Raw genomic sequence first — 24,013 nt, 5'->3', positions numbered from 1 at the left:
ATCAGGAAAGGGTCACCGGGAAAATGGCACCGAAGATCATCGCGCCGAGGATCGCCCCGCCGGTGATCGGTTTCTGCCAGAGGTAGAAGAGCAGCGCGCCCAGCAGCGAGCCGATGCCGATCGGGATCGAGGCAGCAATTGCCGACAGGATGATCAACGGCCCAAGGAAGCGCCCGGAGGTGTTGCCCGCGCCCATCATCACATCCGCGCCGTAGGTGGAGTTGCTCTGGTTGATGGTGAATTTGCGCGCCAGGATAATCAGGTAGCCGATTGCCAGCCCCGCCACCAGCCCGGTGATCAGCGACGCCACAAAGTTCTCCACCGGGAAGACGATGCCCGCACCGAGCAGCAGCGCCGGGATACCCAGCCCGACGCCGGTCTGCACCGCGCCGCCGATGTCCAGCACGCCGACCAGCGAGCCTTCAATGATGCGGGCAAACAGGAAACTCGCCCCGAAGGCGGCCACCGCGCCGTAGACGCCGGTGTCCATCCCGGCGCGCAGCATCGAGACAAAGGCCACTTCGTTGAACGCGCCGATGCCGTAGAGGTAGTACATATGCGTACCGGCAAACACCCCGGAGGAGAGCAGGCCGACAAAGATCGGGAAAGACCAGTCGGCGTACCAGAACCCGGCTTTCTCCTGCTGTTCCACTTTTTCAGTGATAAGGGTCGTCATGATTATTTCCCGCTCAAGGTGTTGTGGATATGGTCGAGCCAGCCCGGCACGCCGAGGGTGAAGGATTGCAGCAGTTTCATGTCAAAGCCGCGGAAGAAGCCGCTCAGCACAAACAGCAGCACAATCACCGCCATCATGATTTTGGTGACGCGGTTCCAGCCGCTCTCTTCCACGCCCTTGCCGATCAGGATACCGAGCACCAGCCCCGGCACCGCGTTGCCCATGATCAGCTGCGCCAGCCCGCCGAACACCGTGCCCCAGAAGCCGGAGCGCCGCCCGGCATCGATCGCCGCCAGCCAGAAGATTACCGGCATCACGGTGTTCACCAGCAGGTTGGCGGCCGGCACCAGCACTTTCACCGCCGTGACCTGGAGCGCCGCCGGCACCGCCGAGGCGGTGGTATTGAGGAACGCCACCACCACCATGCCGATCAGCCCACAGGCCAGCGCCATTTTGCGCGGGTCGTGCAGGGTCTCCGCCAGGTTGCGGTTTTTCATCATGATTGCCGCCGCCCCCCAGTTGGGGATGATGCGGTGGTCAACGTCCTGGGTGAAGGCCCCGGCCGCCACAGAGGAGGCCCAGGCGTTGAAGAAGAAGCCAAGGCCGAACGAGAAGTGTGACGCCGGGTCGCCCTCGCAGGCGTTCAACTCGCCCAGGGTGCGGAACGCGCCCATGCCCTGCACCGTGGGCGCATGGAACATGCGCGCCGCCCCGGCCCCGACACCGACGCCCACCAGCCCGCCGATCACCAGCGACTTAAGCAGAATAATAAAAAACATCAGGACTCCTTAATTTCCCGCCCAGCTGTTTATAAAGTGGCGAACGTGACCTGCCCGGTATTAATGGCGGTCACGTTGACCGTTATTTCCAGCAGCACCTGATAGTGCCGCTTTTCACGCGGCAGAAAGAAAAACAGGAATTTCTCCCGCGTGATTTTCTCTTCCGCTTTTATTACCCGCAGATCCTGCGGCTCAATACGCAACAGGATATTCTCTGTGGAACGCATAACCGCCTGCTGCACCTGGCTTAATGCGGCTGAAAACGCCGCCGCTTTGGTTTCACCTTTTCCCTGTACCTGAACGGTGGTGGTGTAATGCTGTTTCATGGCGTCTGGCCGAATTTCTTGCGCCAGGCTTCCACCAGTTTCTGGCCCAGTTCCTCTTTATCCATAAACCCGAAACCTAATACGGTGCAGCCGTCATTAATCGCCGTGACGCCTTCGTCCACCGAGCGCATGCCGTGCCGCGCTTTATAACCATATTTATTCTGGGCGGTAATCGCCCCCGCGCCGCCGCTGCCGCAGAATGAAATGCCGAAGGTCGCGCCTTCCGCTTTCATCACGTCGCCCAGTTTCATGTCCGCGGCCATGCCCGGCACCACCACCGCCTTGCCGCCTGCCGCTTCCACGCCCTGCGCCACTTTCTGCCCTTTGCCCAGCCGGTCGCCAATCACTACGGTAATATCCATTGTTATCCCCTGATTCAGATTAAAGGTTGTTATCGCGGGTATTCTCTTTCGCCACTTCAAAATGCACGGAGAGCAAATAGGCCTCTTCAATCGGTAAATTCCCGACGCCCTCTACGACCTGTTCCGCCATTGCCATCGAGTCAGCGGAAATATCCTCAAACAGATCTTTTTCCACCTCCGGCAGCGGCTCGCCGGTAAGCGAGCGCAATACCATGGCGCGGATATGGGAATCCAGCATCTGCTGCTGCACGGCGTTGGGGTAAATAGCCTTGCGGCCGAGCAACGCCATTATTTCTGCCAGCACTTGCTGCGCCCTGATATTTGCCATAGCGGTATCCACCCTGACGGCCTCATTACCCGGTGCGGTTTCATTCTTCACGGCGCCTCTCTCCCTGCCGGTTATTCTGGGTGTGGCTTTACCCTACGCGCAGCCGGGCGCAGTGTGTAGACGCACTTTTTCCAGTTCAAACTGGAAATGAAATAGGCAGGAGAGATCCAATTCGCAAAACCACGGATTCCGCAAACGGCATGGGGGCGGGGAAATAAAAAAACGGGCTGCCTGGGCAGCCCGTTTTTAGGGGAAGATGAGGTCTATCCGTCGATGCGTTATTCGCCGGCGATTTTCATCTCCGGCAGCAGCACCGAGCCGCACTGGATGTTGCTGCGGGTTTCGATGTCACTGCCGACGCTGACGATATTGCGCAGCATCTCTTTCAGGTTACCGGCGATGGTGATCTCACTGACCGGGTACTGGATTTCGCCGTTCTCCACCCAGAAGCCGGACGCGCCGCGCGAGTAGTCGCCGGTGACGCCGCTGACGCCCTGGCCCATCAGTTCGGTGACCAGCAACCCGGTACCGAGCTGTTTCAGCATGGCGGTGAAGTCGTGCCCCTGCCCGGCAATGCGCCAGTTATGGATGCCGCCTGCGTGGCCGGTGCTCTTCAGGCCGAGTTTGCGCGCTGAGTAGCTGGTCATCAGCCAGGTTTGCAGGATGCCGTCTTTGACGATGTCGCGGCGCTGGGTGCGTACCCCTTCGCTGTCGAACGGCGTGGAGGCCAGCCCTTTGCGCAGGTGCGGGTGCTCCTCGATGGTCAGCCACTCCGGCAGGATCGGCTTGCCCAGGCTGTCGAGCAGGAAGCTCGATTTGCGGTAGATGCTGCCGCCGCTGATCGCCCCGACCAGGTGGCCGAACAGGCCGGTCGCCACTTCCGAAGCGAACAGCACCGGCGCTTTCATGGTCGCCAGTTTGCGCGGCGAAAGGCGAGACAGGGTGCGGCGGGCGCACTCTTCCCCGACCCACTCCGGGCTTTGCAGGTCGTCAATCGCGCGGCCGATGGTGTAGGCGTAGTCGCGCTCCATGTCGCCGTTGTGCTCGGCGATCACGCAGCTCGACATGGAGTGGCGGCTCGAACAGTAGCTCTGCAACATGCCGTGGCTGTTGCCGAATACCTTGATGCCGACATGGCTGTTGAAGCTGCCGCCTTCGCTGTTGGTGATGCGTTTGTCGGCGGAGAGCGCCGCCTGCTCCGCCCGCGCCGCCAGCTCAATGGCGCGTTCGGCGTCCAGCTCGGTGGGGTGGAACAGGTCGAGATCCGGTGCCTCAAACGCCAGCAGCTCCGGGTCAGCCGCCCCGGCGTACGGGTCGGGCGAGGTATAACGGGCAATGTCCAGCGCCGCCTGCACGGTGCGGCTTATCGCCTCCGGGCTGAGATCGGTGGAGGAGGCACTGCCCTTGCGGTTCTGCCAGTATACCGTGATGCCCAGCGCGCCATCGCTGTTGAACTCCACGTTTTCCACGTCGCCGAACCGGGTGCTGACGCTGATCCCGGTGGATTTACTGACGGCCACTTCAGCCTGATCGGCCCCGGCCTGCGCCAGTTCCAGCGCGCGGGCAACCGCCTGTTCCAGCGTTTTACGCTGCTCTGCAACTTGAGTGACTACTTTCATCGATCTGCCATAATTAATGAGATAATCGTCCGGGAACCGGCTGGGTTTGCCCGGGTTCCCGCTCCACGTCCACGGCGTTTTACACCTGATTGATAGGCTTGAGTCTAACAGAGATTCAGACAAATTGATGGCGGCCGCCACCCCGCCGGGCATCTTTGCCCGCAAACTGCCCGGGCCTGCGCCATAATAATGGCGCTAAAGGCGCGATCTTTGCTGCTAAATCCGGCTGTCGCTGGCGATCCACGCCGACAACCTGATAGGATTAGCCTCTTTTTTTGGAGTCCCCATGAACAAACCACACGAAGACTGGCTCGACGACGTCCCTGAGAATGAAAACGAAGAAGACGACGAGATTATCTGGGTCAGCAAAAGCGAAATTAAACGTGATGCCGAAGCGCTGAAAGACCTCGGCGCAGAGCTGATGGAGCTGGGCAAAAACGCCCTCGACAAAATCCCGCTGGATGAAGACCTGCGCGCCGCCATTGAACTGGCGCAGCGCATCAAGAAAGAGGGCCGCCGCCGCCAGTTACAGCTGATCGGCAAAATGCTGCGCGCCCGCGATCCGGAGCCGATCCAGACCGCCCTCGACAAACTGAAAAACCGCCACAACCAGCAGGTCTCCCTGTTCCATAAACTGGAAGGGCTGCGCGACCGCCTGGTTGAAGAGGGTGATGACGCGGTGCCGGACGTGCTGGCGCTCTACCCGGACGCCGACCGCCAGCAACTGCGTGCGCTGGTGCGTAACGCCCAGAAAGAGAAGGCTGCCAACAAGCCGCCGAAAGCGTTCCGCCAGATCTTCCAGTACCTGCGCGAACTGGCTGAAGCCAAAGACTACTGATCGCCGGGCGTGGCCGGCCGGGGGGCGCGGAACCCGCCCTGTGGCCGGCCCGGCCCCGGCCGTTACTGGCGGATATTAAAGCGCAGGCCGCCCTCCAGCTCCTCTTCCGCCTCTTCAAACAGCAGCACCAGCGCGCCGAAACGCCGCTTTTTGCGTGCATTCAGGTTGACGAACTCAATCTCCACCGGCAGCCCAAGGCGGCCTGTCACCACATCCCACAGCGCATCCAGATTTGCCTCGAAACCGTCGCCCAGCGCAAACTCCCGCGCAAATTCGCCGTAAAACCGGGGCAGATCCGGTATCTGATTAAAGTCGAAAACCACTTTCCCCATGCACTGACTCCATCCTGTTGAAATAGTTACTGTGATCGCCCGCAAGGCAAGGGTGGCCGTTACAGGTTACCGAGGTGCAGGGTTTTCACTTCCAGATACTCTTCCAGCCCCAGCACCGAGCCTTCACGCCCCAGCCCGGACTCTTTCACGCCGCCGAACGGCGCAAGCTCGGTGGAGACGGAGCACTCGTTGATGCCGATCATCCCGCTCTCCAGCGCCTGCGAGACGCGGAACACCCGTTGCAGGTTCTGGGTGTAGAAGTAGGCCGCCAGCCCGAACTCGCTCTCATTGGCGCGGCGGATCACCTCCTCCTCGGTGCTGAAACGCAGGCAGGCCGCCAGCGGGCCGAAGGTCTCCTCATGGGCCACCTTCATCTCGTCGGTGACATCCGCCAGCACCGTAGGCTGGTAGAAGTTGCCGCCCAGCGCGTGGCGTTCGCCGCCGGTGATGACGCGCGCGCCTTTGCCCAGGGCATCGCTGACGTGCTGCTCTACCTTCTCCACCCCTTTCGGCTCAATCAGCGGGCCGACCACCACGCCCTCTTCCATGCCGTTGCCGACCTTGAGTTTTTTCACCTCTTCCCCCAGGCGGCTGACGAAGTCGTCGTAGATGCCGTCCTGGATATAGAAGCGGTTAGTGGCGACGCAGACCTGCCCGCTGTTGCGGAATTTGTTGACAATCGCCCCCTGTACCGCCAGCTCAAGATCGGCATCGTCAAACACGATGTAGGGCGCGTTGCCGCCCAGCTCCATCGACACCTTTTTCATGGTGTCGGCGGCGTTGCGCACCAGCGTTTTGCCGACCTCGGTGGAGCCGGTAAAGGAGATTTTGCGCACGGTTTTGCTGGCCATGATGGCGTCACTGATGGCGTGGGTGTCGCCCGCCACGCCGTTCAGGACGCCTTTCGGTACCCCGGCGCGGTCAGCCAGCGCCAGCAGCGCAAAGGCGGAGAGCGGCGTGTTGTTGGCCGGTTTAATCAGCCCGGTGCAGCCTGCTGCCAGCGCCGGGCCGAGTTTGCGCGTCAGCATCGCCAGCGGGAAGTTCCACGGGGTAATGGCCGCCACCACCCCGATCGGCTCGCGGGTCGCCAGGATGCGCGCGCCGCTTTTCGCGGCGGGGATGATTTCGCCGTTGGCGCGTTTCGCCTCTTCGGCAAACCACTGGATGTAGCCGGCGGCGTAGTCCACTTCGCCCAGCGCCTCTTTCAGCGGCTTGCCCTGCTCCGCCACCATCAGCTCACCCAGGAACGCTTTGTTCTCCTGAATCAGCTGATACCAGCGGTAAAGAATTTCTGAACGCTCTTTGGCAGTTTTGCTGCGCCATGCGGGCAGCGCCTCCGCGGCGGCGGCAATGGCGGCATTGGTCTCCGCCTCCCCGGCTTTCGCCACCTGCGCTACCACCTCGCCGGTGGCGGGGTTGAGTACCTCAAAGGTTTCGCCGGCCTGCCGCCACTCGCCCGCCACAAAGTAACCGGTTTTGAATAAGTCGTTATTTTTCAGGCTGTCATTGCTCGCCATACTCTTCTCCTGATGTGCACGCGGCCACCGTGCCGCGTGAAAACCAAACCTGTCGGTTAAGTATAGCGGCTTCTCATGGCATGGAGATGACGCGTGCAGCTCCAGCCAAAACCCAGTGAAATTAACGGATTAGCACAACGGCGGGATCGCAGGGCAAAAAAAAGCCAGACGGGCGTCTGGCTTGGGTGTCACACGCTGAGCAGCGCGTTTTCGTACTTGTGCAGCATGTCCGCCAGCCGCTTCACCGGCTCGGTGACCTGCCGCGGCGCGTCGTAGTGCACCAGTTTTTGCTGGTACTCATTCAGCTCCTTCAGCAGCCGGTCGTAGTAGTAACGGCGCTTGACGTCATTGGAGGCGGTGACCACATGGTCGGCGGTGTTGCGGATCTGTTTGTGGAACGCAGAGAGCTCCTCATTCACCGGGATCTCCGCCTGCCGCATCCGCTGGTGCGCGATGATCAGCGTCAGCGCCAGCCGGTATTTGGCGATGTCATTCGGGAACATCACCAGCAACTGGTTCAGCTGCTGATAGAGCGCCGGCAGGTGGTTTTCGCGGCGGCGTGACGCCTTGGTGGTCAGCGCCGACACCGCGCTGCTCATCAGCCGGTTCAGCAGGGTGCGGCCGGTGCGCTCTCTGGATTTGTCGCGGATCAGCAGGATCACCACCAGTGCCACGCCCGCCCCGATGAACTGGCCGGTGGCGTTGTCGAGGAAGCTGGTGACGTTGAACTTCATCGGGTTGCTCAGCACCAGAATATTGATGCTGCCCGCCAGCAGGCCCAGGGTGCCGAGCCGCCGCTTCTGCACCTCAACGCCGCAGATAAAGGTCAGCACGCCGAGGCAGAGGCAGAGCAGCAACACGCTCTGCTGGGTGGCGGGCAGGATCAGCATAAAGTAGAGCGAGCCGACCGGGATCGCCACCATCATGCCGAGCACGAAGTCCATCGCCATCATGCGCGGGTTCGGGGTGCGCATCGCCAGCGCGGTGACCACGGCGATGATCACCATAAAGCCGCTGCCGGAGGTCCAGCCGGTCCAGAGCCAGATCAGGCTGCCCGCCGCGGTGGCGGCAAAGGTGCGCAGGCCGTTGATCATCGCGTGGTAGCGTTCGGCGGAGGCGGGTTTGATCACCACTTCGTCGCTCAGCACCCCCTCTTCCACGCTGTTGATGCTGCTGTTGGTGCGCACCCCTTTCGCCAGCAGCAGGTAACGGGAGGCGGCCCCGACCCAGCTGGTCACGGTGACCGGCGCACCGGCGTTGTCGGTGAGCAGGTGGCGCAGCATTTTCATCCGCTTGTGTATCTCCGGCAGCGTGTCGGCCGGTTCATCGAACAAACTGCGGACGCTGGGGGAGATCTCATCCGGGTGGTTCATCAGGATGAAGTAGGTTTCGCACGCCTGGGTGATCAGCGTCAGCGACAGGGTATGCAGTGCCTTCAGCCGCCGGTTGGCGCGCCCCCAGCGCGAGGACTCCATCATCAGGTGGTTGCGCATCCCGTTCAGGGCGTTGCTGTTTTTCACCAGGTCGGCCCACGCCTTGTCCACGGTTTCCCGCTCGGCGGAGCCGAGGCAGAGCTGCATCAGCCGGTACTGGTCCACCAGCAGCTTCTCCACCAGCCGGTCGATGTCCGCTTTGATGGAGCGCGGCGAGAAGAGCAGGTCGGCGATCACCGCGCTGACGATGCCGAGCACGATTTCACTGCAACGCTCCACGGCAAACTGCGGCGTTTGCAGCGGGGTGTTGGCAGAGGTGACGACGATAATCAGCGCGGTATACCCGGCCAGCCCCAGCGCGTAGGAGTTTTCCACCCGCACCAGCGACGACCACCAGGTGCAGAAGCCCGCCCAGATGCAGCAGAGCAGCAGCATCACCACCGGCGCGCGGATAGTGGCGATCATGATCACCAGCGCCGCCAGGCAGCCGATAAAGGTGCCGATGATACGCAGCCAGCCGCGGTGGCGGATGGCACCGGAGAATGGCTCGCCGCCGGCGACAAACGCCGGGCCGGCCACCACGATCGCGGCGGTCATCGCTGACCAGCGCGGCGTGACCAGTTCCAGATGGAACCCGAGGATCAGCGCAAACAGAATGGCAAAAGTGAGCTTGAGCGCAAACCGCATCCGCGGAAAGGGAAACTCAACGTTGAGGCTTTTCATCGCTGCCCCTTAGCCGAACTCACGCAAACGGTGCAGGAACTGCACAAACGGCGACTCATGGGTCACGTCACGGTCGTTGGCCCCGGTGATCACCACCGTGGCGGTGGTCCCGGCCGGGTACGGGTGCGACTGGTCGGCGGCATCCAGCCGGATGCGTACCGGCACGCGCTGCGCCAGGCGCACCCACTCCAGGTTGGAGTCCACGGTCGCCATGCCTTTGCTGTCCGACGTGCTGCTGCTGTTGTTCACCCCGGCGGCGATGCTGTCCACCGTGCCGTGCATAATGCGGTTACTGCCGAGCGGCGTGATCTCCACGCGGTCGCCGATGTTGACCTGCGGCAGCTTGGTCTCTTCCATGTAGGCCAGAATGTAGAAGGTGTTTTTCTTCACCAGCGCCACAGCGGTGGAGCCGCGGGTGATGTAGTCGCCGCCGTGGACGTTGAGGTTGGTGACCCAGCCATCCGCCGGGGCTTTCACGTCGGTGCGTTCGAGGTCGAGCTTCGCCAGGTCACGCACGGCCACCGCTTTCGCCAGCTGGTGCTGGGCGGTTTGCAGCGAGTTGTTGGACTGCTCGATCTCCTCCTGCGACATCGCCTGGATGCCGAGGCGCACGCGGCGGCCCGCTTCCCGTTTCTTCTCTGCGGCCAGCGCCTGGTAGTAGGCGACGTCCGCTTCTGCCTCTTCCAGCGCCTGCTGGTAGCGCGGCTTGTCCACGGTAAACAGGATCTGCCCCGCTTTCACCAGCTGGTTATCTTTCACCGGCACATCGGTAATCAGCCCGGTGACGTCCGGCGCAATGCCCACCACGTCAGCAGTGAACTTGGCGTCACGCGTCCAGGGGGATTCGGTATAGAACACCCAGGCGCGGTAAATCGCGATGGCGGCGAGGATGACCAGCAGCAGGGTGATCGCAATACGGATTATTTTTATAGAAAGGGTTTTCACAGCGACCTCAGACAAAGAGACAAGAAATCAGATAGAACAGACAGCAGTACAGCGCTGTATTGAACAGTGCAGGGTGCCAGACAAAATCATAGATCCCGGTGGGTTGCAGAAGCCGCCGCAGGAGGAAAAACAGCGCCAGCGCAGCGAGGATCTCGAAAAAAACCGGGGGAAACGATAATCCGAAAATCACCATTACCGGAAGCAGACTCATCATTTATTCCTTATTGTTTACTCTGCCGGGCGAATACCTCACCATACCGCGCCGGGTCTTCAGCTATTTTAGGCAATATCCGGCACCTTCCACCGGGAGAGGCCGGAAAGCTGTTAAGAAAAAGTAAACTGAAGGCAGTGCGGAGGTGTCGCGAGGGAGATTGATTGGCGAAAGATTCGTTCAATCAAAGGCACGTTACCCGTCCCGCTATGGTAGCGTTGTTGTTATCAATCTATCTACCTTATGTGATCTAAATCACTTTTAAGCCAGAGTGAATAATGGAACGACTCAAGCGCATGTCCGTTTTTGCCAAAGTTGTGGAGTGCGGTTCGTTTACCGCCGCGGCGCGACAGTTGGAAATGAGTGTCTCCTCTATCAGCCAGACCGTCTCCAAACTGGAAAATGAGCTGCAGGTCAAGCTGCTGAACCGCAGCACCCGCAGCATCGGGCTGACGGAAGCGGGCAAGATCTACTACCAGGGCTGCCGCCGGATGCTGCAGGATGTGCTGGAGGTGCATGAGCAGCTCTACGCCTTCAACAACACCCCCACCGGCACGTTGCGCATCGGCAGCTCCTCCACCATGGCGCAGAATGTGCTGGCGAACATGACCGCCGACATGATGCGCGAATACCCCGGCCTGACGGTGAACCTGGTCACCGGCATCCCCGCGCCTGACCTGATCGCCGACGGGCTGGATGTGGTGATCCGCGTCGGCGCGTTGCAGGATTCGAGCCTCTTCTCCAAACGGCTCGGCTCGATGCCGATGGTGGTGTGCGCCGCGCGCAGCTACCTCAACCAGCACGGCACGCCGGAGAAACCGGCGGACATCGTCAACTTCTCCTGGCTGGAGTACAGCGTGCGGCCGGACAGCGAGTTTGAGCTGATTGCCCCGGAGGGGATCACCACCCGCCTCAGCCCGCAGGGGCGCTTTGTCACCAATGATTCACAGACCATGATCCGCTGGCTCAAGGCCGGGGCGGGCATCGCCTATGTGCCGCTGATGTGGATCATTGATGAGATTAACGCCGGTGAGGTGGAGATTCTGTTTGCGCGCTACCACTCCGACCCGCGGCCGGTCTATGCGCTCTATACCGAAAAGGACAAGCTGCCGCTGAAGGTGCAGGTCTGCATCAACTACCTGACGGAGTATTTCAATCAGGTCGGGACGCTGTTCAAGCAGTACCGCGAACAGAAGCCGCTGGAGGAGTAAAACGCCGGGCCGGAAAGCAGACTGCCCGCAGGTGCGGGCAGCCGGTGTGTTGCAGAGGGTGAATCAGGCGGTGCCGCCGACGGTCAGGGTGTTGAGTTTCAGCGTCGGCTGGCCGACGCCCACCGGCAGGCTCTGCCCCTCTTTGCCGCAGACGCCGACGCCCTTGTCGAGCGCGAGGTCGTTGCCGACCATCGAGATCTGCTGCATCGCCTCGATACCGGAGCCGATCAGCGTCGCGCCTTTCACCGGTTTGGTGATGCGCCCTTTCTCGATCAGGTAGGCTTCCGAGGTGGAGAAGACGAACTTGCCGGAGGTGATGTCCACCTGGCCGCCGCCGAAGTTCGGCGCATAGAGGCCGAACTCCACGCTGCTGATGATCTCTTCCGGCGTGGACTGCCCGGCCAGCATGTAGGTGTTGGTCATGCGCGGCATCGGCAGGTGCGCGTAGGATTCACGGCGGCCGTTGCCGGTCGGCGCGACGCCCATCAGGCGGGCGTTGAGCTTGTCCTGCATGTAGCCTTTCAGGATGCCGTTCTCAATCAGCACGTTGTACTGGCCCGGTACGCCTTCGTCGTCGATCGCCAGCGAGCCGCGCAGCCCCTGGATCGTGCCGTCATCCACCACGGTACACAGCTCAGAGGCCACCAGTTCACCCATCTGGCCGCTGAAGACCGAGGTGCCGCGGCGGTTGAAGTCCCCTTCCAGCCCGTGGCCCACCGCTTCATGCAGCAGCACGCCCGGCCAGCCTGCGCCCAGCACCACCGGCATCGCCCCGGCCGGGGCCGCGACGGCGGAGAGGTTCACCAGCGCCATGCGCACCGCTTCACGCGCCCAGGCTTCCGCCCGCACTTCGCCGTTTTCATTCTCCAGGAAGAAGTCATAGCCGAAACGGCCGCCGCCGCCGCTGGAGCCGCGCTCCCGCTTGCCGTCCTCTTCCACCAGCACGCTCACCGAGAGCCGCACCAGCGGGCGCACGTCCGCCGCCAGCGTGCCGTCCGTGGCCGCCACCAGCACGGTTTCATAGACGCCGGTCAGGCTGGCGCTGACCTCCTGCACACGGCGGTCAGCGGCGCGGGCCGCCTTGTCCACCCGGTGCAGCAGGGCAATTTTCTCTTCACGCGGCAGGCTTTGCAGCGGGTCAAGCAGCGGGTAGAGCGCGGTGTGGTTGACCGCCCCCAGCGCATGGACTTTCCCGCTGCCGTTTTCACGCACGATGTTGCGCGCCGCCTGGGCGCTCAGGTTCAGCGCGTTCAGGGTCAGCTGGTCGGCATAGGCAAAGCCGGTCTTCTCACCGCTGACCGCGCGTACGCCGACGCCCTGGTCAATGTTGTAGGAGCCGTCTTTGATGATGCTGTCTTCAATCACCCAGGCTTCATGGTAGCTGGACTGGAAATAGAGGTCGGCATAGTCGAGCCGACGCTCAGCCAGTTGACCCAATACCGAGGAAAGGTCTTGGTGCGTAAGGTTGTTCGCAGTAAGTAACTGCTCACTAGCAAAGGCCAGGCTCATAGTATCTTCACTCATTGTTATGGGGTTCCGGTGCGGCGCACCGGATTCGGGGATGTTGCGCCCGGCTACTTCGCCCCGGCCGCTTTCGGCTCGCGCAACACCTCATTAATCTTGGGCTGATCCAAGTTACCACTGATGTGGTAACGGATCAGGGAGATTTTATTCCAGAGCGGTGCCAGCGCCTTGGTGGCGGCAAACACGGCCGCGCCGATCACCGGGTTGATGGCGAACGCCGTGGCGACCCCCACCGTGGCGGAGATTTCCGGCGCGATCACCGCTTCCATCTCAATCTGCCGGCGCACCAGGTCCACCTGGCCGTTCATGGCGATGTCGGCGGCCAGCCCATCCACCAGCAGGTCATCCGTATGCAGCACGCCATCCTTGATCCAGATGGTGGATTTAATGGAGTCGAAATAGAAACCTTTACCGAAGGTGTCACTAAAATCAAGCTGCAACTTGCGCAGCAGCGCGTCGAAGCTGATCAGCCGCAGCAACTGCCCGGCGCGGCCACCGCCGAGATCGGCGATTTCGCCTTTGCCCAGCGCGCTGTTCAGCGTGCCGTTCAGCGTCGGGATGGCCGGTTTCCAGGGTTCGCCCTGCCAGTGCAGGTCAAAGTCCACGTTAAACGGCGCGGCTTTCAGCGGCGTCGAGAGGCCGAGCCAGGCGGCGGCGTCATCAATTTTCGCCCCCTGGAGTTTGCCTTTCAGCCCGGTACGTGACCCGGCTTCCCCCTGTTGCCAGCGCCCATCCACCGTGAGGCGCATTTTGCCGGTGTCCACCAGCCCGTGGCTCAGGGAGAGGGTGTCGCCCTGCGGCGTGAAATCCCCCTCGACCCGGCCGACGTTCTGGCCGTAGAACCAGCAGCTCTGGCAGCGCAGCATCAACGACGGCCAGCCATTGAAGGAGATTTTCCCGCCGAACGGGTTGCTGCCGGCTGCGGCCTGTCCGCCGTTGCCATCGGTCGCCGTAAACTGCGGATTATAATAAAGGTAGCGGATATCCGCCTGCCACGGCGCATTTTCCGCCATCTTCAGGGTGCCGTCCGCCTCATCGGCGTGCACCTGCGCCTGCATTCCGCCCAGTTGCTGCGTGGTGTTCACCGCCACGTTATGCCAGCTCTGCCCGCCTGCCTCCAGCAGCGGGGTAGCCAGCGTTACCTGTTTCGGGAAGTGGAACGCCAGCCCCGGTGCCGCGCGGGTGGCCGCAGGCACGGCCTGCGCCGGGGAGAACAGCGCCAGCCAGCGCTCGCCGTCCAGCGCCGGCAGGTCGAGCGTCAGGCTGCTGTTGCCCGGCAGCGGCGGCACCTTCGCGCTGTGGCGCTGCCAGGCGGCGCGGTCGAGGGTCAGGGCGTCGCCCAGCAGCCAGCGGCTGTTGAAGGCGTTCTCTTTGCCGACGTGCCCGGTGAGGTCGAAACTTTTCAGGCCGCCTTTGGCGTTGGCGGTGAGCAGCAGCGGCTCGCCCGGGGCTTTTGCCAGCGGGGCTGGCAAGCGGCTGCTGACGCCTTTAAGGTCAACCGTCGCGTCAATGTTGTATTGCGCCTGGCCCTGGTGCGGCAGGGTGATGCCCACCTGGCTTTTCCAGGCGGCGCTGCCGCCCAGCGCCGGCACTGCGGCGGCAGGCAGGCCGGGCAGTTTCGCCGGTTGCCAGTTACCGGCCAGATTAACGTTGATGCCCATGCTCTGCGGCTGCTCCTGAGTGGAGAAGTCCACCGCCAGCGGCTGCCCGAGCCAGGTGCCCTGCATCAGCTCGCTTTGCAGGTTGCCGTTGTCGTAGCGGAAGCGGCCGCTCAGGTCGTGAATGGTGGTGCTCAGCGGTTTGACCAGCAGGCTGTTGTTGGCCAGTTGCACTTCACCGGTGGCCCTGACCTGCTTGCCGTTCAACGGAATATCGAGATGTAAGCGCCCACTGACGTCCCCCCCGATCTGCAACTCATCCAGCGCCGCGCCCAGCGAGCCTTTCAGCGGCGTCTGGTTGAAGTAATTCCCCACTTCTTTGCCCGCGCCCTGGATATCGGCATCCACCAGCAGCTTCTGTTTCAGGTAATCCGGGATCGCCGCCACCACATTATTGCCCCTGACCTGCCCCAGCGCGGTTTGCGCCGCTTTCATAAACAGGCCGTCATTGAGGAAGTTGAGGTCGATGTCCAGGTTCTGCAACGCCGGCCAGCCGGGCTGGAAGCGGAAGGTCGCGGCGCGCAGGGGCACCCAGACCTGGAACTGCCCGTCGTTATGTTTATAGGGGAACAGGTGCGGGTTCCCGGCGTAGACCAGCGTGGCGTTGTCCACCTGCCCGCCCTGGATCGCCCCGCTGAGGTAGTCCACCAGATGGGTGCCCATCAGCGGCTCCGGGAAGTAGCGCCAGGCGTCACCTGCGTCATAGAGGCGGATGCCGGAGAGGATAGAGAGCCACGGCGTGCCGTTGGTGGGTTGCAGGTAGCGGAAATCCCCGGTGGCCCACAGCGAGCGCGCCTGCACATCCAGCCCGCGGCCCCACAGCGCCAGCTGATCGCGGTTGTTGACCCAGCCGATTGTCCCCCGGGCGCGGTGCACTTCCAGCGGCGCGCGGAACATCTCGCCATAGGGCAGGAGGCTGTCGTTGAGGTTCAGCGCCAGCTGCCCCTGCGGCACGCTACCGCGCAGTGTCCCGGCAAAATGGCTGACGCCCGGCAACACTTTCCAGTGCTGCCAGCTGACGTCGTGCCAGGTGGCCTGGAAGCGGGTCAGCTCCGGCTGCCTGAGCGGGATGTCGAGCGCCAGGGCGTCAATGCGCCCGGCGGGTTTCAGATCATTCCAGCGGTCCAGCAGGTTGGGCGAGAGGAAGGCCACCATCGGCAGCAGCGGCCCGAGCCGCTCGATCTGGATTGCGTGGGTGCGCAGGCGCAGCTCCTCGCCCTGGTGCGGGCCGAGGAAATCGGTGTTCTCCGGCAGCCATAAGGCGGAGATGCCGCCTTTGGGCCAGGGCTGGCCGTCGGTCTGCAACGCCAGCTGCGGCACATCAAACTGCCAGCCGCGCCCCTGCCGTCTGGCATGGAGCGCCAGATCCGCAACCTCCAGCCGGTGCGGCTGGCCGTCGATATTCCAGCGCGCCTCCCCCTGCCGCACGCGGGCATCGCCACCGGCGATTTCGCCGTTCTCAATCTGTAACCAGGCCGCCAGGCTGACGTTGCCGGTTTGCAGCCCGGTGTTGTGGCGCAGCCAGCGCCCCAGCCAGGGTTTGAGATCGACGCCGTCCGCCTGTAAGTAGACCGTGCCGTTGTTCAGCAGCCCCTGGCTGTCATGCAGATCCATACGCAGCTGCACCACGCCGTGCTGGCCGGTAAAGGTCGAGAGGCTGAGCTGTCCCTCCGCGCGGTGGCGGTTGGCGCTGTTGAGCCAGGTGAGCTGCGGGATGTCAAACTCCGCGCGCGGCCCCGACGGGGAGAGGAAAGAGATGCGGCTGTTGCGCAGGTCGAAGTGGTCCACCTGCTTGAGGAAAAGGTTGCTGATCTCATTCGGCTCCACCGAGCTGCCCTGGTGGTCGCGGCCGCCGAGGGTGGAGTCCAGATCGAGCTGGAGGTTATAGAAGGTGAGGTCGCGGAATTGCCAGCGCCAGTGCAGCAGCGACTGCCAGACATCCAGCGCCAGCGTCACGCGCTCCAGCTTCCAGCGGGAATCGGGCAGGCGCGCCTGCAGGCCGGTGATCTCCAGCGTCGGGCCAAACGGCTCCCAGCGGCCGGTGACTTTCTCAATCTTAACCGGCACGCCGCTCACTGCCTCGATTTTGCTCAGCAGTTGCGGGCGGAAGGTATCCAGCTTCGGCAGCGCCAACCGTAACCCACTGATCAACAACGCCACCATCACAATAATGGTGGCGCAGGTGGTTAACAGAATTCCCGGCACTCGCCTCACGCGTCTCTCCTTTCATCCCGCGGTCATCACACGGGATAACAACATCAAATTAATTTACAGCCATGCGTGACGCAGGGGCGACAACATGCCGGCAGCCTCGTGCCGCCGGCCAGGTTACATCATGACGACGTCAAATTGTTCCTGGTTATAGAGCGGTTCGATCTGCACTTTGACCTGCTTGCCGACGAAGATTTCCACTTCTGCCAGCGCATGGGACTCCTCGCCTTTCAGCGCCTCCCCCACCGCCTGCGAGGCGTAAACCAGGAAGCGATCGGCATCATAGGCGTGATGCACCCGCACGATTTCGCGCAGGATCTCATAACAGACCGTTTCCACCGTTTTCAGGGTGCCGCGGCCGTGACAGGTTGGACAGTCATTGCAGAGCACATGTTCCACGCTTTCGCGCGTGCGTTTGCGCGTCATCTCCACCAGGCCGAGCTGCGAGAAGCCGTTGATGCTGGTTTTCACCCGGTCTTTGCTCAGCGCCTGCTCCAGCGAGTGCAGCACGCGGCGGCGGTGGTCCTCGTTGCTCATGTCGATGAAGTCGATGATGATGATGCCGCCGAGGTTGCGCAGCCGCAGCTGGCGGGCGATCGCCTGCGTCGCTTCGACGTTGGTGTTGAAGATGGTCTCATCGAGGTTGCGGTGGCCGACAAAGGCCCCGGTGTTGATGTCGATGGTGGTCATCGCCTCGGTCTGGTCGATGATCAGGTAGCCGCCCGATTTCAGCTCCACTTTGCGCTCCAGCGCACGCTGGATCTCGTTCTCCACGTCGTAGAGGTCGAAAATCGGCTGCTTGCCGGTGTAGTGCTCCAGCTTGCTGGTCAGCTCCGGCATATATTCGCTGGTGAACTCCAGCAGCAGTTCGTAGGTCAGGCGGGAGTCAACGCGGATGCGGTCCAGCGCTGCGCCGGCAAAATCCCGCAGGATGCGTTGCGCCAGCGCCACTTCGCCATACAGCTTGCACTTGGTGATGTTGCGCTTTTTGCGCTCGGTGACTTTCGTCCAGAGGCGTTTGAGGAAGGCGGCGTCCTGCGCCAGCTCCTCGGCCCCGATCCCCTCGGCAGCGGTGCGGATGATAAACCCGCCCTGCTCATCGCAGTATTTCGAGACGATTTTCTTCAGGCGGTCGCGCTCCGCCTCGCTGGCGATGCGCTGGGAGACGCCGACATGCGCCGCGCCGGGCATAAACACCAGGTAGCGGGACGGCAGGGTGATGTCCGTGGTGAGGCGCGCCCCCTTGGTGCCGAGCGGGTCTTTCACCACCTGCACCATCAGGTCCTGCCCCTGGCGCACCAGCTCGGCGATATCGCGCACGTGGAAATTTTTCCGCTCATCCCCGGCGACGCACTCGGTGTGCGGCATGATGTCAGAGGCGTGGAGGAAGGCGGCCTTGTCGAGGCCGATGTCCACAAAGGCGGCCTGCATCCCCGGCAGCACCCGGCTGACGCGGCCCTTGTAGATATTGCCGGCGATGCCGCGCTTGGCCTCGCGCTCGATGTGGATCTCTTGCAGAATGCCGCCGTCAATATAGGCGACCCGGGTCTCTGAGGGGGTGATGTTTACCAGTAATTCAGCGGTCATGGTCTCTCCTTACCTTGCGGACAGCCATAAACTGGCTGAACAGCTCCTGTGTTTCCACCAGCGGCAACCCGACCACGGCCGGGTAGCTGCCGCGGATCGCCCGCACGAAACAGCCGCCTTTGCCCTGGATGCCATAGGCACCCGCCTTGTCCATGGGTTCGCCACCGGCGATATAGTGTTGAATCTCGTCTGAGGAGAGCACGCGGAAGGTGACATCCGTCGTCACCAGCGTGCAGAGCAGATCGTGCCGGTCGGCGAGTGCCACGGCGGTCATCACCTGGTGCTGTTTGCCGGAGAGCGCATGCAGCATCTCTGCGGCGTGCGCCGCCTCACGCGGCTTCTCCAGCACCTGCCCCTCCAGTACCACGATAGTATCAGAACCGAGTACCGGCAAATCCTGCGGTGCGGCGGCCACCCCGGCCAGCGCCTTGTCCTGCGCCAGCCGGCGCACATAGCCTTCCGGCGTCTCCTCCGGGCGGCGCACCTCTTCCACGTCAGCCACCAGTCGTTCGAACGGGATCTCAAGCAGGGAGAGCAATTCATGCCGCCGCGGGGAGGCGGAAGCCAGATAGAGCGAAGTCATGTCAGTCCTCATTGTACGGCGAATTGGCGGCGGATTTTACGCATCAACAGGAACAGCCACGGCCACAGGATGCCGTCTACCACACTACTCCAGAACACTTCCGGGCGGAACGAGACGTTAATCACCAGGAACTCCGCCCAGAACACTACCACGTGCATCGCCAGGGAGAGCAGCATCACAATCAGCGCCTGCTGCCACAGGGCCATGTTACGGAACAACTGGAACTTGAACGCCACCAGATAGGCGATGATCCCCAGCGCCAGCGCCCTGACCCCCAGCGTCGAGCCGAGGATCAGGTCAATCAGCAGGCCGAGCACAAACCCGGTGCCGACATTCACCCGGTGCGGCAGCGCCATCACCCAGTAGATGAGGATCAGCGTCAGCCATGAGGGCCGGAACATGTAGATCTGATCCGGCCACGGCATGATTTGCAGCAACATGGCAACAAAGAAGGAGATCCAGATTATCCAGCGCCCGTGGCTGCGGTAGCGGTTCATGGCTGTGTCCCCCTGGCGGGCGACGCCGGTGTTGGCGTGGTGCGGGCCGGTGCGGCGGCGGCCGGGGCCGCACTATTGGCCGGCGCGGTACTGCCGGCCGCGGCCGGGGCGGGCGGCCCCATCTCACTGGCACGCGGCAGCACCTGCGGCATCATCTGCGTCAGGCGCTCATTGGCGACGCGGTGCACCTCATCCGGCGGCAGCGGCAGGTCGCCGTTGCGGTCGGAACCCCAGAGCAGCAGCAGGTAGCGCAGGCGTTGCAGCCCGGCCGTCGGGCGCGCCTGAATCACCGTGTAGGCGCGCTGGTTGTCCACTTTCACCGAGGAGACCACCGCCACCGGATAGCCTTCCGGGAAGCGGCCGCCCAGGCCGGAAGTGACCAGCACGTCGCCGACGCGGATGTCGGTGTTGCTCGGCAGGTGCTCGAGCTGAAGATCGTCGGCGCAGCCGCTGCCCGCCGCGATCACGCGGATGTCATTGCGCAGCACCTGGATCGGCAGCGCGTGGGAGGCGTCGCAGATCAGCAGCACCCGGCTGGTGAATTTCGCCACTGCCACCACCTGCCCCACCACGCCTTTGTCACTGATTACCGGCTGGCCTTCATAGACGCCGTTTTCTGAGCCCTTGTCGATCACCACCTGATCGCTGTAAGGGTCGGTGCCGGTGGAGATCACCTGCGTCACCATCTTCTGCTCATCCTGGCGCAGCGGCGAGCCGAGCAGCTCACGCAGGCGCGCATTCTCCTGCTTGAACTGGCCAAGCAGCAGTTGGTCACTGTTTTTCAGCAACAGCTCCTGGCGGAGCGCACGGTTTTCCAGCTCGAGCTGCTGGCGAGTGGCCAGCGTGTCAGAGACGCTGTCGAGCAGTTTGCGCGGGCCATTGGACAGGAAATAGAAGGGACTGACGGCCGTATCCATGTAGGTACGGATCTTCATGAAGGTACCGAGACGGCTGTCGGCGATGATCAGGGCAATCGCCGCGACAATCGCCAAAAAGAGACGCAATTGCAGGGAAGGCCCCCTGCTGAAAATCGGCTTCATAAATTATGCGGATTCCTCGACTACAGAAGGGGTTAGCCACACGGCACGGTCGCCGCGCACGCCCGGACAGGCAGGTAAACCGGGCTGGCCGGCGCACCCTGAGGCGGATGCGCCCTCAATTCCGTTACACAGCGGTCGTGCCTGCGCACCGCGACGTGCGCTACCCCTTCCCAGGGCTGATGAAATGTTGCGCGGATTACTCTTCGCTGAACAAATCGCCGCCGTGCATGTCGATCATCTCCAACGCCTTGCCGCCGCCACGGGCGACGCAGGTCAGCGGATCTTCCGCCACCACCACCGGGATGCCCGTCTCTTCCATCAGCAGACGGTCGAGGTTACGCAGCAGCGCACCGCCGCCGGTCAGGACCATGCCGCGCTCGGAGATGTCCGAGGCGAGTTCCGGCGGGCACTGCTCCAGCGCGACCATCACCGCGCTGACGATGCCGGTCAGCGGCTCCTGCAGCGCTTCGAGGATCTCGTTGGAGTTCAGGGTGAAGCCGCGCGGCACACCCTCTGCCAGGTTACGGCCGCGCACTTCAATTTCGCGCACTTCGTCACCCGGGTAGGCGGAGCCGATCTCATGTTTGATGCGCTCTGCCGTGGCCTCGCCAATCAGCGAGCCGTAGTTACGGCGCACATAATTAATGATGGCTTCGTCGAAACGGTCACCGCCGATGCGCACAGAAGAGGAGTAGACCACGCCGTTCAGGGAGATCACCGCCACTTCCGTGGTGCCGCCGCCGATGTCCACCACCATGGAGCCGGTGGCTTCAGAAACCGGCAGGCCGGCACCAATGGCCGCAGCCATCGGCTCTTCAATCAGGAAGACTTCACGTGCGCCTGCGCCCTGCGCGGACTCACGGATCGCCCGGCGTTCAACCTGGGTCGCGCCGACCGGCACGCACACCAGCACACGCGGGCTTGGGCGCATAAAGCTGTTGCTGTGGACCTGTTTGATGAAGTGCTGAAGCATTTTTTCAGTCACAAAGAAGTCAGCAATCACGCCGTCTTTCATCGGGCGGATGGCCGCGATGTTACCGGGTGTACGCCCCAGCATCTGCTTGGCGTCATGGCCGACCGCCGCGACGCTCTTGGGAGAACCGGCACGATCCTGGCGAATGGCAACCACCGACGGTTCATTCAGTACAATGCCTTGCCCTTTAACATAGATCAGGGTATTGGCCGTACCCAGGTCGATGGACAAGTCATTGGAAAACATGCCACGGAATTTCTTAAACATAACGAAAGGATAATCCTGCAAGCTGGGGGCGGAAAATAAAATCCGCCTACTTTACCAACCACACGAAGCAGCGACAAGGCGCATAAACCGACTGCTCCGGTGAAAAAATAGTCTGCGATGTTGACAATTTATCGGCCATAAAACAAGGGCTGCCCTGATTTTTCGGCACCGCTTGCAGCGTCGATCTGCTGGCACATTATAAAGGCGCGCACATCACACATAAGCACTACATGACACATCAGTCCCGCCTAAAAGATAAGCGTAACTTGTCGCCCGGGGCACAAAGTTGGTGTGTACTTACCAACACCCTTGCCAGCGGGCTGGCTCATTCTACGTCAATTCGCCTCAATCGATCAGCGTATTGCTATCAGTTATGGGAATATTTTTTGTTGCTTCTTTCAACAAGCGCCGGCACGGCAAAATAATCCCCCTGCCCGCCGTGAACCCCCTTCTCTTTCAGGGTTTGCCACTCTTCCGCGGTTCTCACCCCGGAGGCAAACAGCTGCACCTGGGTGCCGTCACAGGCATTGACCAGGCTCTGCACAAACAGCTGGTTCTCGACCCGGCGGTCGATACTGCGCACCAAACCCGGGTGAAGCTTGACCAGTTCCAGCGGCAACGATTTGATATAGGTGGTGCTGACCACCGTCAGCCCCGCCTGCGCCACCACCAGCCGGCACCCCAGCCCGTGCAGTAACCGCAGCACCGGCCGCAACCGGTCGATATGTTGACAGAGATCCGCCTCTGCAAGTTCAATCATAATTCGGCGGCGCTGATTTTTTTCACATTGCAGCAACGTATCGCGCAGCCACTGCTGGAAGGGCCGCTGCAACAGCGAGTCCACCGTGAGCGGGAACGCCAGCCGCTGCTCCGGCCACGCCGCCAGCAGCGGCAGGATCTGCGTCAGCGTCTGACGGTCATAGCGTGGGGCCAGGCCAAACAGCAGCACAAACGGGATAAACTCCGCCGCCGGCAGCTCCTGCTCGCCATCAAAGATACGGCGCAAAATCTCCGTATGGTGCGGCTGCCCGTCACGGGTCACCGCCGGTTTACAGTAGAGGCGCAGGCCGTCGCGCGCCAGCGTGTGCTCCAGCAGCGTGCGCCAGCGGACGCTGCCGCGCCCGCGCTCCGGCACCCGGCTGTCATGCACGACCCAGCCGTTGCTGCCCTGCAACGAGGCGAGCCGCGCCGCCTGTTCGGCGTTGTCCATCACCTGCTCCGGCGTCTGGCCGAAGCGGTAGGTGCTGATGCCGATCGAGAGCAGCGCGTCGCGGTCGATCGGGTGGGTCGGCAGCGCGCCCACGGCGTTCACCAGTTGCCCGGCGATCACATCCGCCTCTTTCAGCGTGCTGTGCGGCAGCAATACCGCGAAATCACTGGCGAAGTAGCGTGCTAGCAGCGCCGACGGGTAGCGCATCACAAAGGTAGAGAGCAGGTTGACCACCGCGTTGAGCAGATCCTGCACCGCCGGGCGGCCATGCATATCGCGCAGGGTGTCCACATCCGGCAGGCGGATCAGCATCACTACGCCGTAGGCCCCGGCATCTTCCAGCTGGGTGGTGAGCTGGTTGTCAAAAAAGAGGCGGTTATTGAGGCCGGTGCCCGCATCCTGGGCGGCAAAGGCACGGATCAGGGTATCCACCCGGCCGCGCTCCTCCTGCACCTCGCGCAACTCCCGCAGCAGCCTGTCCAGCGCGCTGCTGGCGGCCGGCGGCCACTCCCGGACGTCACCCTGCATTACGCTGTCGCGCTCGCCGCGCAAAATCTGCCGTGACCGCGCCTCAAGCTGCTCATACCCGGCAATCTGCCGCGTCAGCCAGCGGTAGCTCAGCCCCATCACGCCGATCATAACCAGGATGGCGACGCTGATGGGCAGTGATGAGCGCATCGACTGGGTGTACCCGGCGATCGGGTCGAGGTAGGTCAGCCGGATAAAGGAGCCGGGGTGCTGCAACAGCGGCAGCGTGGTCTCCCGGTAGTCACCGGGCAGCGGCGGCTGGCGGGTGTCCGGCGGCAGAGCCAGCCGGTAGAACAGGTTATGGCCGTTGATGACCTTCACTTCGGCCACGCCGACGGTGCGCATTGCCAGCGGCAGCCAGTTCTGCACCGTGCCGGGCGGCTGGCTCAGCAGCGCCTGGTCAAAGGTGGTGGCCAGCGTCGTGAGGCGGCTCTGCATCCGCTGGTGGCTGAGGTTAAAAAAGCTGAACGCACACCCCAGCAGCATCAGCAGCATGGCCAGCGCCACCAGCAGGGTAATAAAGGCTGAAAGTTTGGTCGTGAATCGCATCCCTGTGCCTTGCGTACCGCGGTTGAGTAAAGGACGGCCTTCCGTCATGGCGCGCTACTATAAACCAGAATAGCCCGGCCCGATCG

At 62.5% G+C, this 24,013-nt stretch carries 21 protein-coding genes; 2 read left to right on the top strand and 19 right to left on the bottom strand.

Features of this window, described 5'->3' with window-relative positions:
- Position 1: 1 nt before the first annotated feature.
- The 6 genes from CYR32_RS04720 to pmbA all read right to left on the bottom strand — a co-directional run bounded on the left by CYR32_RS04720 (position 2) and on the right by pmbA (position 4,090).
- Positions 2-676 carry a DUF4310 family protein gene (locus CYR32_RS04720; protein WP_101823116.1) on the bottom strand — a complete coding sequence of 225 codons (675 nt, stop codon included), beginning with the start codon at positions 674-676 and terminating at the stop codon, positions 2-4.
- Between the two features lie 2 nt (positions 677-678).
- Positions 679-1,455: a DUF4311 domain-containing protein gene (locus CYR32_RS04715; protein WP_101823113.1), complete on the bottom strand. Its 777-nt coding sequence runs from the start codon at positions 1,453-1,455 to the stop codon at positions 679-681.
- 29 nt (positions 1,456-1,484) lie between these two features.
- Positions 1,485-1,781, bottom strand: coding sequence for a DUF4312 family protein (locus tag CYR32_RS04710; RefSeq protein WP_101823111.1), 297 nt, complete (start codon positions 1,779-1,781; stop codon positions 1,485-1,487).
- On the bottom strand, positions 1,778-2,143 hold the full coding sequence (locus CYR32_RS04705; protein WP_101823108.1) for a glycine-rich SFCGS family protein: 366 nt from the start codon (positions 2,141-2,143) through the stop codon (positions 1,778-1,780). The genes CYR32_RS04710 and CYR32_RS04705 overlap by 4 nt, the downstream gene beginning before the upstream one ends.
- A gap of 19 nt (positions 2,144-2,162) precedes the next feature.
- Positions 2,163-2,471, bottom strand: a complete 309-nt coding sequence (locus CYR32_RS04700) for a glycine dehydrogenase (protein ID WP_101823106.1) — start codon at positions 2,469-2,471, stop codon at positions 2,163-2,165.
- 278 nt (positions 2,472-2,749) lie between these two features.
- The gene (gene pmbA, locus CYR32_RS04695) at positions 2,750-4,090 is read right to left on the bottom strand and encodes a metalloprotease PmbA (protein ID WP_101823103.1); all 1,341 of its coding nucleotides are present in this window, start codon (positions 4,088-4,090) and stop codon (positions 2,750-2,752) included.
- Positions 4,091-4,376: 286 nt separating this feature from the next.
- On the opposite strand from pmbA, the gene yjgA reads away from it, so the two are divergent.
- Positions 4,377-4,928: a ribosome biogenesis factor YjgA gene (gene yjgA, locus CYR32_RS04690; protein ID WP_101823100.1), complete on the top strand. Its 552-nt coding sequence runs from the start codon at positions 4,377-4,379 to the stop codon at positions 4,926-4,928.
- A gap of 62 nt (positions 4,929-4,990) precedes the next feature.
- Here the strand turns inward: yjgA and CYR32_RS04685 are convergent, their stop codons facing one another.
- The 5 genes from CYR32_RS04685 to aaeX form a co-directional block, all read right to left on the bottom strand.
- Entirely contained in the window at positions 4,991-5,260 is a 270-nt protein-coding gene (locus CYR32_RS04685; protein WP_101823098.1) for a barstar family protein, read from the bottom strand.
- Positions 5,261-5,319: 59 nt separating this feature from the next.
- The gene (locus tag CYR32_RS04680; RefSeq protein WP_101823095.1) at positions 5,320-6,777 is read right to left on the bottom strand and encodes an NAD-dependent succinate-semialdehyde dehydrogenase; all 1,458 of its coding nucleotides are present in this window, start codon (positions 6,775-6,777) and stop codon (positions 5,320-5,322) included.
- Positions 6,778-6,965: 188 nt separating this feature from the next.
- Positions 6,966-8,933, bottom strand: coding sequence for a p-hydroxybenzoic acid efflux pump subunit AaeB (gene aaeB, locus CYR32_RS04675; RefSeq protein WP_101823092.1), 1,968 nt, complete (start codon positions 8,931-8,933; stop codon positions 6,966-6,968).
- 9 nt (positions 8,934-8,942) lie between these two features.
- On the bottom strand, positions 8,943-9,878 hold the full coding sequence (aaeA, locus tag CYR32_RS04670; RefSeq protein ID WP_101823090.1) for a p-hydroxybenzoic acid efflux pump subunit AaeA: 936 nt from the start codon (positions 9,876-9,878) through the stop codon (positions 8,943-8,945).
- Positions 9,879-9,885: 7 nt separating this feature from the next.
- Positions 9,886-10,089 carry a p-hydroxybenzoic acid efflux pump operon protein AaeX gene (aaeX, locus tag CYR32_RS04665; RefSeq protein ID WP_101823087.1) on the bottom strand — a complete coding sequence of 68 codons (204 nt, stop codon included), beginning with the start codon at positions 10,087-10,089 and terminating at the stop codon, positions 9,886-9,888.
- A gap of 278 nt (positions 10,090-10,367) precedes the next feature.
- On the opposite strand from aaeX, the gene aaeR reads away from it, so the two are divergent.
- Positions 10,368-11,300 carry an HTH-type transcriptional activator AaeR gene (gene aaeR, locus CYR32_RS04660; protein ID WP_101823084.1) on the top strand — a complete coding sequence of 311 codons (933 nt, stop codon included), beginning with the start codon at positions 10,368-10,370 and terminating at the stop codon, positions 11,298-11,300.
- A 63-nt stretch (positions 11,301-11,363) separates the two neighbouring features.
- Here the strand turns inward: aaeR and tldD are convergent, their stop codons facing one another.
- From tldD to csrD, 8 genes are all read right to left on the bottom strand, one after another.
- Positions 11,364-12,809 (bottom strand): metalloprotease TldD, encoded by a 1,446-nt coding sequence (tldD, locus tag CYR32_RS04655; protein WP_101823081.1) that lies wholly within the window; start codon positions 12,807-12,809, stop codon positions 11,364-11,366.
- Positions 12,810-12,874: 65 nt separating this feature from the next.
- On the bottom strand, positions 12,875-16,696 hold the full coding sequence (yhdP, locus tag CYR32_RS04650) for an AsmA2 domain-containing protein YhdP (protein WP_101823078.1): 3,822 nt from the start codon (positions 16,694-16,696) through the stop codon (positions 12,875-12,877).
- A 114-nt stretch (positions 16,697-16,810) separates the two neighbouring features.
- On the bottom strand, positions 16,811-18,280 hold the full coding sequence (gene rng / locus CYR32_RS04645) for a ribonuclease G (RefSeq protein ID WP_101823076.1): 1,470 nt from the start codon (positions 18,278-18,280) through the stop codon (positions 16,811-16,813).
- Positions 18,270-18,863: a Maf family protein gene (locus CYR32_RS04640; RefSeq protein ID WP_101823073.1), complete on the bottom strand. Its 594-nt coding sequence runs from the start codon at positions 18,861-18,863 to the stop codon at positions 18,270-18,272. Before CYR32_RS04640 ends, rng begins: the two co-directional genes overlap by 11 nt.
- Positions 18,864-18,871: 8 nt before the next feature.
- Positions 18,872-19,360 carry a rod shape-determining protein MreD gene (mreD, locus tag CYR32_RS04635; protein ID WP_101823071.1) on the bottom strand — a complete coding sequence of 163 codons (489 nt, stop codon included), beginning with the start codon at positions 19,358-19,360 and terminating at the stop codon, positions 18,872-18,874.
- The gene (mreC, locus tag CYR32_RS04630) at positions 19,357-20,400 is read right to left on the bottom strand and encodes a rod shape-determining protein MreC (protein WP_101823069.1); all 1,044 of its coding nucleotides are present in this window, start codon (positions 20,398-20,400) and stop codon (positions 19,357-19,359) included. The genes mreD and mreC overlap by 4 nt, the downstream gene beginning before the upstream one ends.
- A gap of 196 nt (positions 20,401-20,596) precedes the next feature.
- Positions 20,597-21,640 carry a rod shape-determining protein MreB gene (mreB, locus tag CYR32_RS04625; RefSeq protein WP_003855260.1) on the bottom strand — a complete coding sequence of 348 codons (1,044 nt, stop codon included), beginning with the start codon at positions 21,638-21,640 and terminating at the stop codon, positions 20,597-20,599.
- 367 nt (positions 21,641-22,007) lie between these two features.
- Positions 22,008-23,927, bottom strand: coding sequence for an RNase E specificity factor CsrD (gene csrD, locus CYR32_RS04620; protein ID WP_101823067.1), 1,920 nt, complete (start codon positions 23,925-23,927; stop codon positions 22,008-22,010).
- Positions 23,928-24,013: the final 86 nt, after the last annotated feature.

Source organism: Chimaeribacter coloradensis, from assembly GCF_002858715.1.
Taxonomy (GTDB): Bacteria; Pseudomonadota; Gammaproteobacteria; order Enterobacterales; family Enterobacteriaceae; genus Chimaeribacter; species Chimaeribacter coloradensis.
The sequence above is the reverse complement of the archived record's forward strand: the minus strand, read 5'-3'. Positions and strand labels throughout refer to the sequence as shown.

Bases quoted from the DNA above. Each gene is read 5' to 3' on its own strand.
- CYR32_RS04705 (WP_101823108.1), bottom strand. From the start codon at position 2,143: ATGGATATTACCGTAGTGATTGGCGACCGGCTGGGCAAAGGGCAGAAA.
- CYR32_RS04715 (WP_101823113.1), bottom strand. From the start codon at position 1,455: ATGTTTTTTATTATTCTGCTTAAGTCGCTGGTGATCGGCGGGCTGGTG.
- mreB (WP_003855260.1), bottom strand. From the start codon at position 21,640: ATGTTTAAGAAATTCCGTGGCATGTTTTCCAATGACTTGTCCATCGAC.
- CYR32_RS04710 (WP_101823111.1), bottom strand. From the start codon at position 1,781: ATGAAACAGCATTACACCACCACCGTTCAGGTACAGGGAAAAGGTGAA.
- mreC (WP_101823069.1), bottom strand. From the start codon at position 20,400: ATGAAGCCGATTTTCAGCAGGGGGCCTTCCCTGCAATTGCGTCTCTTT.
- mreD (WP_101823071.1), bottom strand. From the start codon at position 19,360: ATGAACCGCTACCGCAGCCACGGGCGCTGGATAATCTGGATCTCCTTC.
- yjgA (WP_101823100.1), top strand. From the start codon at position 4,377: ATGAACAAACCACACGAAGACTGGCTCGACGACGTCCCTGAGAATGAA.
- CYR32_RS04680 (WP_101823095.1), bottom strand. From the start codon at position 6,777: ATGGCGAGCAATGACAGCCTGAAAAATAACGACTTATTCAAAACCGGT.
- CYR32_RS04700 (WP_101823106.1), bottom strand. From the start codon at position 2,471: ATGGCAAATATCAGGGCGCAGCAAGTGCTGGCAGAAATAATGGCGTTG.
- aaeX (WP_101823087.1), bottom strand. From the start codon at position 10,089: ATGAGTCTGCTTCCGGTAATGGTGATTTTCGGATTATCGTTTCCCCCG.
- aaeR (WP_101823084.1), top strand. From the start codon at position 10,368: ATGGAACGACTCAAGCGCATGTCCGTTTTTGCCAAAGTTGTGGAGTGC.
- CYR32_RS04685 (WP_101823098.1), bottom strand. From the start codon at position 5,260: ATGGGGAAAGTGGTTTTCGACTTTAATCAGATACCGGATCTGCCCCGG.
- tldD (WP_101823081.1), bottom strand. From the start codon at position 12,809: ATGAGCCTGGCCTTTGCTAGTGAGCAGTTACTTACTGCGAACAACCTT.
- aaeB (WP_101823092.1), bottom strand. From the start codon at position 8,933: ATGAAAAGCCTCAACGTTGAGTTTCCCTTTCCGCGGATGCGGTTTGCG.
- rng (WP_101823076.1), bottom strand. From the start codon at position 18,280: ATGACCGCTGAATTACTGGTAAACATCACCCCCTCAGAGACCCGGGTC.
- CYR32_RS04640 (WP_101823073.1), bottom strand. From the start codon at position 18,863: ATGACTTCGCTCTATCTGGCTTCCGCCTCCCCGCGGCGGCATGAATTG.
- CYR32_RS04720 (WP_101823116.1), bottom strand. From the start codon at position 676: ATGACGACCCTTATCACTGAAAAAGTGGAACAGCAGGAGAAAGCCGGG.
- pmbA (WP_101823103.1), bottom strand. From the start codon at position 4,090: ATGAAAGTAGTCACTCAAGTTGCAGAGCAGCGTAAAACGCTGGAACAG.
- csrD (WP_101823067.1), bottom strand. From the start codon at position 23,927: ATGCGATTCACGACCAAACTTTCAGCCTTTATTACCCTGCTGGTGGCG.